The sequence below is a fragment of the Streptomyces capoamus genome (assembly GCF_014654935.1).
GTDB lineage: Bacteria > Actinomycetota > Actinomycetes > Streptomycetales > Streptomycetaceae > Streptomyces > Streptomyces capoamus.
The window spans coordinates 178,750-190,513 of the sequence record NZ_BNBF01000001.1; the positions used below are offsets into that span (position 1 = coordinate 178,750).

Below are 11,764 nucleotides of genomic sequence, written 5' to 3' on the forward strand. Positions count from 1 at the left end.
CGTCGTGGTCGGTTTCGCCAGCGGCACCATCCCGAGCCCGGCCCTCAACCACGCCCTGGTGAAGAACTACTCGATCCTCGGCCTGCACTGGGGCCTGTACAACACCAAGAACCCGAAGCTGGTCCAGCACTGCCACGAACAGCTCACCGAGCTGGCCGCGCGCGGCGCCGTCAAGCCGCTCGTCAGCGAGCGTGTGCCGCTCGCCGGCGCGGCCGGTGCCGTGCAGCGGGTCGCCGACGGCGTGACCACCGGCCGGGTCGCCGTCCTGCTGGAGAACGGAGCCGCCGCATGACCGACGCCGCAGAACTGCGCCGCCGCACCCGGGAGCTGCTCGCGCAGCATCCCCCCGCGAGCACCGACCGCCTGGACTTCCTCAGGGCCCGCTTCGACGCCGGCCTCGCCTGGGTGCACTACCCCGAGGGCCTCGGCGGTCTGGGCGCGCCGCGTTCCCTGCAGGGCGTCGTCGACGCCGAACTCGAGGCCGCCGGCGCTCCCGACAACGACCCCCGGCGCATCGGCATCGGCCTGGGCATGGCCGCGCCGACGATCCTCAAGTACGGCACCGAGGAGCAGAAACGGCAGTACCTGCGGCCCCTGTGGACCGGTGAGGAGGTCTGGTGCCAGCTGTTCAGCGAGCCCGGCGCCGGCTCCGACCTCGCCGCGCTCGGCACCCGGGCCGTACGCGAGGGTGACCACTGGGTGGTCAACGGCCAGAAGGTGTGGACCTCCAGCGCCCACGTCGCCCGCTGGGCCATCCTCATCGCCCGCACCGACCCGGACGTGCCCAAGCACCGGGGCATCACCTACTTCGTCTGCGACATGACCGACCCCGGCGTCGAGGTCCGGCCGCTGCGCCAGATCACCGGCGAGGCCGAGTTCAACGAGGTCTTCCTCACCGGCGTCCGCATCCCCGACTCCCGCCGCCTCGGCGAGGTCGGGGACGGCTGGCGGGTCGCCCAGACGACGCTGAACAACGAACGCGTCGCCATCGGCGGCATGGCCCTGCCCCGCGAGGGCGGCATGATCGGACCGGTCGCGCGCACCTGGCGCGAACGCCCCGACCTGCGCACCCACGACCTGCACCAGCGGCTGCTGAAGCTGTGGGTCGAGGCAGAGGTGTCCCGGCTCACCGCCGAACGCCTGCGCCAGCAGCTCACCGTCGGCCAGCCCGGCCCCGAGGGCGCCGGCATGAAGCTCGCCTTCGCCCGCCTCAACCAGGAGATCAGCGGCCTGGAGGTGGAACTCCTCGGCGAGGAGGGCCTGTTGTACGACGACTGGACCATGCGCCGCCCGGAGCTCGTCGACTTCACCGGCCGGGACGCCGGCTACCGCTACCTGCGCTCCAAGGGCAACAGCATCGAGGGCGGGACCAGCGAGGTCCTGCTGAACATCGTCGCCGAGCGCGTCCTGGGCCTGCCCACCGAGCCGCGCACCGACAAGGACGTCGCCTGGAAGGACCTCGCCCGATGACGGATCTGCTGTACTCCGAGGAGGAAGAGGCTCTGCGGGCCGCCGTCCGCGACCTGCTCACCGACCACTGCGCCCCGGCCGACGTGCTCGCCCGCGGCGAGTCGGGCACCCCGTTCGACCGCGCCCTGTGGAAGTCCCTCGCCGAGGGCATCGGCCTGGCCGGCCTGCTGGTGCCCGAGGAGCAGGGCGGCCAGGGCGCGACCCACCGCGAAGCCGCCGTCGTGCTGGAGGAGCTGGGCCGCGCGGTCGCTCCGCTGCCGTACCTGACCAGTGCGGTCGTGGCCACCGAGGCCCTGCTGGCCTGCGACGACCGGGAACTGCTCGCACGGCTGGCCTCCGGGCGCACCATCGGCGTGCTCGCGGTCGGCCTCGCCACGGCCCCGGGCGCCGGCGTGCGGACCGTGCGGGCCGAGAACGGCACCCTGAGCGGCGAACTGACGGGGATCGCGGACGCGGCCGTCGCCGACGTGCTGCTCGTCCCGGCCGACGACGGCGGCCTGTACGCCGTCACCGCCGACGCCGTCACCGTCACCCCGCAGGTCTCCCTGGACCTGACCCGCCCGCTCGCCACCGTGACCCTCACCGGCGCCACCGGCCGCCGCGTCGGCGACTTCGGGCCCGCCGTGGAACGCGCCCTGCGCGCCGCCGCCGGACTGCTCGCCTCCGAGCAACTGGGCGTCGCCGACTGGGCATTGACGGAGACAGTCCGGTACCTGAAGGAGCGCCGGCAGTTCAACCGGCCGGTCGGCGGCTTCCAGGCGCTCAAGCACCGGCTCGCCCAGCTGTGGCTGGAGGTCGTCAACCTCCGGGCCGCCGCCCGCGCCGCCGCCGACGCGCTCGCCTCCGGCGAGGACACCGACCTCTCGGTGGCCGTCGCCCAGGCCTACGCCGCCCCCGTCGCCGTACACGCCACTGAGGAGGCGGTGCAACTGCACGGCGGGATCGGCATGACCTGGGAACACCCGGCCCACCTGTACCTGAAGCGGGCCAAGGCGGACTCGATCGCCTACGGCACGGCGGGCGCGCACCGGACGGCGCTGGCCGGACTGACCGGCCTCCAGGCACCCTGACCCGTCGACGGGTGCCCCGCCCCGGAGAAGACCACACGATCGGAGGACACGTCAGCTGCCCGGACGAACCCTCCGCTACGCCACACTTGCGGCCGAACGCCGCACATGGGGCGTGGCGGAGGAGGATTCCCGATGATCATCTCCATCTCTGTGGTGCTGCTGCTTCTGATCCTGGCCGTGATCTTCATTCGCAACTGCTCCCTGAAGATCTCCCACGCCCTGGTCTGCCTGCTGCTCGGCTTCTACCTGGCCAGCACGAGCATGGCGCCCACCATCCACAGCGGGCTCCACGCGACCGCCGACCTGGTGAGCGGCCTGCGGCCCTGAACGGGCCGCCTCACGACGAGAAGACGCCGATGCCGTCGGGCACCGGTCGTTCGGCACCGCCGCTCGGGTGGTTGCGCACCGACACGGACGACGCGCCGGAGTCCCGGGTGACCAGCTCCGCCGAGCCGCCGCCGTCGAGGTTGAAGGCGTCGGTGGCCCCCAGCGACCGCATCGTCCGCGCCTCCTCCGCGACGGTCAGACCGGAGCGGTAGGCCGCGCCGCCGTCCAGCGCCAGGAGCAGCAGCTGCCGGCCCCCGTCCTTGAAGCCGACGACCGTGCGCACCGCCGAGGTGGCCGAGTCCAGGCCGGACAGCGGGGTGCCGTCGCGCAGGACCGGGAACCCGCCGATCGCGAAGGCGTACGGCACCTGGGACGAGGACGCCGTCAGCGTGTGCGTGACGGTCACCGGGTCACCGACCGCCAGCCTGCGCAACTGCTGTGCGCCCGCCTCGCGTCCCACCAGGACCGTGGTGCCCGCCGGGATCGCCCCGCTGCCCGGGGCATCGGACGCGGAGACCACCCGGCCGCCGCGCACCTTCACCTCGTAGGTGTCCCCGCTGCACGGCGCCGACCGCTTGCCGTCGGTGCCGCACACGGCCCGCACCCGGGAGGCGCTGCCCCAGCGGGCCGTGAAGGCGCCGACGGAGTCCACCGGAAGGGCGTACTGGTTCAGGCCCTTGAGCGGCAGCTTCCCCTCCGGAGTACCGACCGAGCCGGTGAGCGAGAGACGGTCCAGCCGGGCCCGCCGGTCGGTGCCCACGCCGAACACGTCCCGGGTGCTGGTGCCCGAGGGCAGTGCGGGCCCGAACCGCTGGCCCTTGGGCACCGCCGCCTTGAGCACCTCGCCGTCCGCCACCGCCGGCCCGACCGGGGCACCGGTGGCCTCCACGCCCGGGTGCTGCGTCTCGCTGATGTTGAAGAAGTCCCCGTTCACCCCGGCGACCGCCCCGGCCGAGTCCGCCAGCCGGGAGACCGTCGCCCGGGCCGCCACCGCGCCCGGGTACAGCAGGTCGACGTGGACGTGCGGATCGGCCAGGTCCACCGTGACCAGGTGGGCGCGGGCCGTTCCCGCCGCCGCGGCGACGTCGAAGTGCCGGTAGGTGACGCCCGGCGCGAGCCGCCTGCCCGCGGGCGCGGCCGCGGCGGGTGCCGCACCCGCCAGGGACGCGCCGGCCAGCAGGCCGAACGCCGTGGCCACCGTGAGAACCGCCCTGCCCGCTGCCGAACGCCTGCGACGTCTCGTCACCCTGTCCCCTGATGTCTCGTCAGCCGATCTGTCCGCAGGGGCAGTGCACCAGACTCGGGCGGCCGGGTGGCCGACCGGGCGCCGACGACGCGAGAACGGGTGAGAAAACGCACCCCCTCGGGTGCTTCCGGTGCAAACCGCTCGCGCGTCCTCGCGGGTCGTGCGCTCCGTCGGTCACGGCCCCGCCGCGCCGGTGCGCGTACCGGCCCGTCCGCACCGGCTGCGAGAATGGGGGCGTGACCCCTGCCGATCCGATCCCGTCCGAGCCGCACGTCGTACCCGCCGGTGAACACCCGATCTGGCAGGAGGCGCTGGCGGCGGTCAACCGGGACCTGGCGGCGACGCTGCCCGAGCTGCACCCGCTGTGCCTCATCGCCTGGCCGCCGGAGGGGGACGAGGGCGAGCAGGTGTACGTGGCCCTCGCCGGCGGGGACGCGCACGGCAGCTCTCTGCAGCCGGCCGGCTCCGTCGAGGCGGCGCTGCCGGTGGTCGCCGAGGCCGCCCAGGACACGATCATGGGATGCCGGTGGCAGGTGTGGCCGGTGTGCACGCTCCACGGCCTCGGCATGCACGTGGCCCAGGAGGCGGGACGTCCGGTCTGGTGGTGCGCCGGCATCGGGCCCCGCGAACCGGCCCACGCCCGCGCGGCGATCGGCGAGCTGGCCACGGTGCACCGCCCCCGCCGCCCGAACCGCAAGCGCCGCAAAGACGGCAAGGACCGCGAGGAGCGCAGGAGACGCCAGGGCGACTAGGCCGTTTCCCGGACCGCGTCATCCGGGCGCGCCACCCTGGCCGCCACCGGCCGACGGGCCGTACCGCCGCGTGAAGTGGCGCGTGCCGCCGCCGACTTCGGTCCGTGTCCGCGCTGCGCGGGCATCCGGCTCGGCTCAGCGGGCCGAGTCGCGGCGGCGGGCGCGGCGGGCGCGGCGGGCACGGCGTGCGCGCAGGGCCTCCGGGAGCAGGGGCAGCAGTGACACCACGACCACCAGGGCGACCAACGGCAGCAGGTAGTCGTCGATGTGGGGGACCGAGGCGCCCAGGGTGTACCCGGCGAGCACCAGCGTCTGCGACCACAGCAATCCGCCCACCGTCTGCCACAGGGTGAAGGTGCCGACCGGCACGCCCAGGGCGCCTGCCACGGGGTGCAGCACCGAGCGCAGCAGCGGCACGAACCGGCCGATCACCAGCGCCTTGCCGTGGCCGTAACGCGCCAGCAGCCGCTCGGCCCGGGCCGCCGCGGCCTTCAGCCGGCCGCCGGAGGAGCGCGCCAGCAGGGCCCGGCCGCCGTGCCGCCCGATCAGATAGCCCGCCTGTGCGCCCGCCACCGCCCCCACGGCCGCGCACACCAGCACCTGCCACAGTGCCAGCCTCGGCGGCTGGCCGGCGCTGCCCGCGCACAGCACCCCGGCCGGGAACAGCAGCGTGTCACCGGGCAGGAAGAAGCCGACGACCAGCAGACCCGACTCGGCGAAGATGACCGCCAGCACTCCCAGCGCACCGAAGGCGGCCAGCACCGAGGCGCTGTCCATCGGGTTGACGGCGATCACCGGCCGAGCCTCCTGGCCTCACTCGGGGACGTCCGCCTCCCAGCATCGCGCGCCCGGCGCCCCGGTGCGCGCCGGTCGCGGAGGACCGGCCCGCCCGGGCGCCGGTGTCAGTACCCGACGCGGAACGTCGCGTCCTGCCGGTCGGTGGCCGTCGTGATCGGGTCGATCCGCAGGGCGTAGTCGAAGTGGCGCAGGTAGCGGCCGGGGTTGTTGTAGGAGCGGAACGACGACCAGCTCGCGTCCGCCAGCCCCGCCGTACGGGAGAAGGTGGCGTCCGCCGCGAACGCCGGTGTGCCGTCGTCGACGTCCAGGCGGATCCGGTAGTCGTAGTGCCGCAGGTAGCGGGTGGGGTGGCTCACCGACCGGAAGGAGACACCGGCGCTGTCGGCGAGGCCGGGAACGAGCTGCCACAGCGAGTCGGTGTACGGGTCGAACGGGTACGCGTCGATGCGTCCGGTGTAGTCGGAGTGGCGGACGTAACGGGCGGGGTAGTTGTACGACTTGAGCCGGTTCCAGCCGGGGGCGCCCCACCGGGTCACGAGGTTGTCGTACTCCGTGGTGCTGAGGGGAGTGATCCCGCAGTGCTTGGAGTTGACCGGCTGGGTGTAGGCCCTCTGGTCGAGCGCGGTCCAGGTGCCGGAGGCGAGGTCGCTGGTTTGCCAGGCGTAGAAGACACCGTTGGGCGTGTAGGTGTCCCCCCACAGGAACCAGTCGCCCCCGTTCGGCGCCTTCACCAGGGTCGGTGCCTCCGTGCCCCCGTGTGCGACGCCGGTGCTGAACTCGGTGAAGCTGCCCGGGTCGAGGCTGGTGGAGCGGGCGCCGACGAGCGTCTGGTCCTTCTTGAAGTACAGGTAGTTGACGCCGTTCACGCCCACCGCCATGTCGCCGTCGATCACGTCGTAACCGGGGTCGAAGAACACCTGCGGGGCGGAGGCGGTGACGAAGTCGGTGGTGTGGTTCACCATGATCACGTTGTGGCCGCTGGAGTTCACGGCGGAGTAGACCAGCGCGTACCGGCCCCGCCCCGCGTCCCAGAACGCCTCCGGCGCCCAGGCGTGGGTGTTCATGTCGTGCAGCTTCAGCCGGTGGTAGCCGGTGAAGGTCCGCAGGTCGGCGGAGTTCCACACGTGCACGTACTGGCTGACGTAGTTCCAGTCCGTGCCCAAGAGGTCGGTGGCGAGAACGACGAAGGTGCCGTCCCGCTTGCGCAGGATGAAGGGGTCGCGCAGCCCGAGCGCGCCCTCGGTGGGCGTGACGACGGGGCGGTTCTGGTTCAGCGGCATCCAGTTGAGCGAGTCCGTGCTGACGGCCAGGTGGAGGCCGTAGTCGGTACCGGTGCCGTTCGGCGACTCGGTGAAGTACGCCATCACGTACGCCGTGCCGGCGGCGCGGGCGGTTCCGGCGCCGGCGCCCAGAACGCCGGTGGTGGCGAGAGGGGTGGCGGCGGCCATGCCGAGGAAGGAGCGCCGGGAGAGGTGGGGGCCTGGGGTCATGGGTGCTCCAAGTGGGGGGAGGGCGAGGGTGTCGGTATCTCGAACGGGGTTCGGTGGACTGGTCGGACGGACCGTCGTGTGTGCGACTGTCCGTGCCGTCGGCGTGCTCCAAAGGGACCGGCTCAGCCGGAGAGCGGTGCGTGGTCGAACCAGTCGAAGTGGACGGTTCCTGCCGCGGCGTACATGCCGAGGACCCGGCCGGTGAAGCCGCCGGCGACCTCCGTCGACAGATAGCGGCCGTCCAGTGCGGCCAGGGCGGTGAACGTGCCGTCCGACTCCTCGACACCGAGGGAGACGATGTCGGGTCCGGTGCGCGGCCCGTGCGGAAGCGGCGGTTCCGTGACCGTGACGGCGAGGACCAGCGGCCCGGCGGCCACGGACCGCGTGGCCACGACCGTGCGCAGGTCGCCGACGCGCGCGATCACCCGTACCTGCGTGTCCGACGCCTCGATCGCGTAGTGGTGCCGCTCGTCGAGACGTACGGCGAGCCCGCCGCGGCCCCCTGCGGCGTCGACCAGGGTGCGGGCCCGGCAGGACGGGTGCTGCTGGCGCCGGCCGGTGAAGATCACGTCGGGTTCGTCCAGGGAACCGCCCCGCGCCCGGAGCGTCAGCCAACCGGGGCGCTCCCCGGTGGTGCAGTGCTCGGCGGGACGGTCACGCAGCGAGATCCAGCAGGGCCGCAGTGCGCCCAGGTCGAAGTCGTCCCGCTGCCCGGCGACCGGGCCGGGGGAGAGCGGCCACGGCGGCGCGGGGAGGTCCAGGGCGGGCTCGCCGACGACCGGCCAGCCGTCCACCCAGGTCACCGGCGCGAGGAAGGTCTCCCGGCCCAGCACGTGCCAGCCGGGGGTGCCGCCGCGCGGCCGTACCCCGAGCAGCACCATCCACCAGGATCCGTCCGGGCCCTGGACCAGGTCGGCGTGCCCGGTGTTCTGCACCGGACGGTCGGTGCCGCGGTGGCTGAGGACCGGGTTGGCCGGGCACGGCTCGAAGGGACCGTTCGGCGTGCGGCCGCGGGCGATGGACACACCGTGACCGCGCTCGGTGCCGCCCTCGGCGATGAGCAGGTACCAGTAGTCGCCGATCCGGTACAGGTGCGGTGCCTCCGGGGCCTTGGCGCCGGGCGTGCCGGACCAGACCCTGTGCGGCGGTCCGTACGTCTCCCCGGTGGACGGATCGATGCGGACCTGCGCGACTCCGGCGACCGTGCACCAGCAGGTGCCGTCCTCGTCCCAGGCCAGGTCGGGATCGATGCCGGGCACTCCGGGCAGCCGGACGGGATCGGACCACGGTCCCGCGGGGTCGGTGGCGGTCACGACCAGGTTGCCGCCGCCCTCGTGCACATCGGTGACGATCAGCCAGAAAAGGCCGTCGTGGTGGCGCAGGGTGGGGGCGTAGATCCCGGCCGAGGACGGCGTGTCCGGGGGCAGGCTCAGTTGGCTCGGCCGGTCCAGCGCGTTGCCGATCTGCGTCCAGTGCACCAGGTCGCGGCTGTGGAACAGGGGGACGCCCGGGAAGTACTCGAAACTGGAGCACGCGAGGTAGTAGTCGGCGCCCACGCGGCAGACGCTGGGATCGGGGTGGAAGCCCGGGATCACGGGGTTGACCGCGCGAGCGGGACGGTGCGGAGGGGACACCCCTTCTGTCCTTTCGCGGTATCGAAGCGGTATCGAAGCGCTTCACTAGGCGCCGACTTCGCGAGGCAATACTCCCAACACCTGTCGATGCGCTTCGATTCGAGGGCGTCGGACGTCGACTCGGGACCGACCGGAGGCGTGGGTGCCCGCCCGGCGCCCGTCGGCCGGTGCGCGGGCACCCGTTCAGGCGGGGCAGTCGCCCGGTGCGGTGGCCGTGCCCCAGCGGACCATCAAGTAGCCGGAGCCGCCGATCTCCGCGACGGCGTAGCGGGAGTACGGCCACGCGCTGCCCGCGGCCCCCCGTTCGCTCAGCAGGGCCCGGCATGCCTCGCCCGCGGCCATGCCGGCCCAGGACTCGACCTGTTCCTGGTTCCACTGCAGGTAGTCCGACCAGACGTACATCGCCGCGTGCGCGGGGTCGAAGCCCACCTTGATCTGCGCGTTGCCCAGTTCGCGATCGGTACCGAGGCTCTGGCGCATCCCATTGGTGCCCGCGATGATCTTCCTGGCGGCGCTGTCCGCGACCCGTATCTCGGCGCCGTCCGTGCTGGGGATCATGGCCTGCCCGAGACCGTCGTCGTCCGGCTGCCAGTCCTGGGACGTGCCGGAGTCCTGTCCGGCGCCGTCGTCGGCGGCCGACCGGCAGGCGGAGTCGGTGACGAAGTCGTCCCGCCAGGTCACCTGCGGACCACTGCCGTCCGCCACCTTGACCAACACGTACGAGCGGTAGGGCAGTTCCGGGTGCAGGCGGACGACGACATCCCGTGCCGTCAGGCACATGTTCCGGGCGATCTCCGTCTCGGCGTACATCGCCCCGGCCTCGTCCGAGGTCAGCCGGTACGACAGGTAGACCTCACGGCGCGACTCGTGGAACCGCACGCTCTCCGGGACGAAGTCGGCGCCGTCGGCCAGTTCCTGGGCGACGACACCCTCGTCGTGCAGTACCGCGCGGGCCACCTCGTGCTCGCCCGCGCCCCGCGCCGCCCGCGCCTGGTTCCAGCCCGCCACGGCCGTCGATCCGCCGGCGGTCCGCTGTCGTGCCGTCGTACCGTCCTTCGCGGTGCTCGCGGCGGGCCGCGCCGTTCCGGACGCGGCGGACGCGGTGGGCGCGGAGCGCGTCGCGGCGGCGGACGCGGACGACGACACGTGGGCGCCGTCGCCGGCGTTCGCGGGCAGCAGCGCCGCCACGCCCCCGGCCAGGCCGCCGACGACACCCGCCGCGAGGACGAGGGCGCCGACCAGGCGCTTCTTCGAACGGCTCCGGTCGGCGGGCGGATGCCAGGCGGGGTCCTCCCCGGCGGGCACGTCCCAGACGGCCGAGACCAGGTCCACGGCCGTCGGCGGCACCGCCCCGGCGTTCGCCGCCTGGGTGGCCTGGGAGGACAGCAGCACCGTGCACTCCTGCGCGGCGCCGGTGGCCGAGGGGCGGTCACCCGGTTCCTGGGCCAGTGCCTTCTCCACGACGGCCCGCAGCGGTGCGGGGACGCCGTCCAGGTCCGGCTCCCCGGACATCACGCGGAAGGCCACCACATCGGGCGCGCCGGTCCCGAACGGCAGCCGTCCGGTGGCGGCGTAGGCCACGAGCGCTCCCCAGGCGAACACGTCGCCCGCCGGACCGGCGGTGCCCGCACGGTACTGCTCGGGGCTGATCCAGCCCGGCGTACCGGTCATCACCCCGGTGCGGGTGACACTCGTGCCGTCGGCGGCGTGCGCGATGCCGAAGTCCAGCACACGGGGGCCGGCGGACGTGAGGAGGACGTTCTGCGGTTTCACGTCGCGGTGCACCACCCCGGCGGCGTGGATGGTGGCCAGCGCCTGCGCCGTGGCGGTCGCGAAGGCGTACAGGCTCCCCTCCGTCAGCGGGCCGTGGGCGGTCACGTGCTGGTCGAGGGTGGGCCCCGGCACATAGGCGGTGGCCAGCCACGGGTTCTCCGCCTCGGGGTCGGCGGCGAGCAGGGGGACCAGGTGCGGACCGGTGACACGGGACGACAGCTCGACCTCGCGCCGGAACCGCGCGCGGAACTCGGGCTCCTGCGCCTGCGCGGGATGGATCACCTTCACCGCCACGCGCATCCCGTCGGGCGTGACCGCGGCATGGACCGTGCCCATGCCCCCGGCGCCGAGGCGGCCGATGATCCGGTACGGGCCTATGCGGGAGGGGTCGCCGGGACGAGCCGGCCGGACTCTGCCGCCGGGGCCGTTTTCGCTCACGAACACTTCCTTGGACTGATGGATCGAGGCGGCCCGGACAGGCCGGGGCGTGCGGACCGGACGAGAGAGGTCCCCGGGGAACGGGCGGGTGGCCCGGGAAGGCGAACGGGGAGGCAACTGCCCTTCCCGCACGGCCCGTCGGGGCACGCGGTGATGCCGGCGGCCGTCGCGCGGAACGGCTCAGGCGTGCGGCGCCGGGCGGGTCGGCGGCCGGCGCGGTCCTCGGCCGTGACCGGCGACTCGCCGTCCTGCGACGGCACGTCGTGGCGGCCCCCCTCCCCGACCGTCAGGCCTCTGGCGCGACGAGCCTATGCCTGCCGCACACCGATGGACAGCACGAGGATCGATCTTCGTGAAGAATCGACGGAGACTCAGTGTCCGTACCGCGCCTCAGGTATGGTGATCACGAGGGCGTGCCTCCGGGCACTCTCTCCTCTCAGGCGAAGGCCCCCGGAGCCTCACCAGCTCCACCAACAGGGGGCCTTCGCTGTTCTCTTTGGCCCCGGGAGTCCGTCGACCGGACATCCACCCCCACTCGCCGCCCCCCTCGCCCGCGCGCGCCGAGGCGTTCCGAGCGCCCGTGAGCAGCGGTGACCACCACGACTGCCGCCGCCACGGCCGCGGCGACCAGGATCAGCACCAGGTCCCGTCACGCCGGCCCACCAGCCCGCGCCGCAACTGCCGTACGACGCCTTCACCCATCGGTTCCAGCAGGAACCGCCCCCGCCGCGCCCGTCGCCGCCTCTATGGCGAACGGCGCGCCCAG

General features: G+C 73.7%; 10 protein-coding genes. 5 read left to right on the plus strand and 5 right to left on the minus strand.

Going from position 1 to position 11,764, the window contains the following annotated elements; all coding sequences use genetic code 11:
* The 4 genes from IE312_RS38365 to IE312_RS00890 all read left to right on the plus strand — a co-directional run.
* Positions 1-292 (plus strand): zinc-binding dehydrogenase (locus IE312_RS38365; RefSeq protein WP_229898816.1); only part of this gene is annotated, 292 nt, incomplete at its 5' end.
* On the plus strand, positions 289-1,470 hold the full coding sequence (locus IE312_RS00880; RefSeq protein WP_189977308.1) for an acyl-CoA dehydrogenase family protein: 1,182 nt from the start codon (positions 289-291) through the stop codon (positions 1,468-1,470). The genes IE312_RS38365 and IE312_RS00880, both read left to right, overlap by 4 nt.
* Positions 1,467-2,540, plus strand: a complete 1,074-nt coding sequence (locus tag IE312_RS00885; RefSeq protein ID WP_189977310.1) for an acyl-CoA dehydrogenase family protein — start codon at positions 1,467-1,469, stop codon at positions 2,538-2,540. Before IE312_RS00880 ends, IE312_RS00885 begins: the two co-directional genes overlap by 4 nt.
* A 132-nt stretch (positions 2,541-2,672) precedes the next feature.
* Entirely contained in the window at positions 2,673-2,867 is a 195-nt protein-coding gene (locus IE312_RS00890) for a hypothetical protein (RefSeq protein ID WP_189977312.1), read from the plus strand.
* 10 nt (positions 2,868-2,877) lie between these two features.
* On the opposite strand, the gene IE312_RS00895 is transcribed toward IE312_RS00890, so the two are convergent.
* On the minus strand, positions 2,878-4,065 hold the full coding sequence (locus IE312_RS00895) for a phosphodiester glycosidase family protein (protein WP_229898817.1): 1,188 nt from the start codon (positions 4,063-4,065) through the stop codon (positions 2,878-2,880).
* 284 nt (positions 4,066-4,349) lie between these two features.
* Here IE312_RS00895 and IE312_RS00900 point away from each other — a divergent pair, with 284 nt between their 5' ends.
* A complete protein-coding gene (locus IE312_RS00900) occupies positions 4,350-4,865 on the plus strand; it encodes a hypothetical protein (protein ID WP_229898818.1) in 516 nt (171 codons plus the stop codon).
* A gap of 135 nt (positions 4,866-5,000) precedes the next feature.
* Here the strand turns inward: IE312_RS00900 and IE312_RS00905 are convergent, their stop codons facing one another.
* The 4 genes from IE312_RS00905 to IE312_RS00920 form a co-directional block, all read right to left on the minus strand.
* Positions 5,001-5,660 carry a DedA family protein gene (locus IE312_RS00905; RefSeq protein WP_189977316.1) on the minus strand — a complete coding sequence of 220 codons (660 nt, stop codon included), beginning with the start codon at positions 5,658-5,660 and terminating at the stop codon, positions 5,001-5,003.
* Between the two features lie 107 nt (positions 5,661-5,767).
* Positions 5,768-7,153 carry a glycoside hydrolase family 43 protein gene (locus IE312_RS00910; protein ID WP_189977318.1) on the minus strand — a complete coding sequence of 462 codons (1,386 nt, stop codon included), beginning with the start codon at positions 7,151-7,153 and terminating at the stop codon, positions 5,768-5,770.
* Between the two features lie 122 nt (positions 7,154-7,275).
* On the minus strand, positions 7,276-8,787 hold the full coding sequence (locus tag IE312_RS00915) for a glycoside hydrolase family 43 protein (RefSeq protein WP_189977320.1): 1,512 nt from the start codon (positions 8,785-8,787) through the stop codon (positions 7,276-7,278).
* A 183-nt stretch (positions 8,788-8,970) separates the two neighbouring features.
* Positions 8,971-10,998: a serine/threonine-protein kinase gene (locus IE312_RS00920; protein ID WP_189977322.1), complete on the minus strand. Its 2,028-nt coding sequence runs from the start codon at positions 10,996-10,998 to the stop codon at positions 8,971-8,973.
* Positions 10,999-11,764 lie beyond the last annotated feature (766 nt).

What these genes read in the sequence shown, in the direction of transcription:
- IE312_RS00885 (WP_189977310.1), top strand. Translation starts at nt 1,467, where the DNA reads ATGACGGATCTGCTGTACTCCGAGGAGGAAGAGGCTCTGCGGGCCGCC.
- IE312_RS00880 (WP_189977308.1), top strand. Translation starts at nt 289, where the DNA reads ATGACCGACGCCGCAGAACTGCGCCGCCGCACCCGGGAGCTGCTCGCG.
- IE312_RS00910 (WP_189977318.1), bottom strand. Translation starts at nt 7,153, where the DNA reads ATGACCCCAGGCCCCCACCTCTCCCGGCGCTCCTTCCTCGGCATGGCC.
- IE312_RS00890 (WP_189977312.1), top strand. Translation starts at nt 2,673, where the DNA reads ATGATCATCTCCATCTCTGTGGTGCTGCTGCTTCTGATCCTGGCCGTG.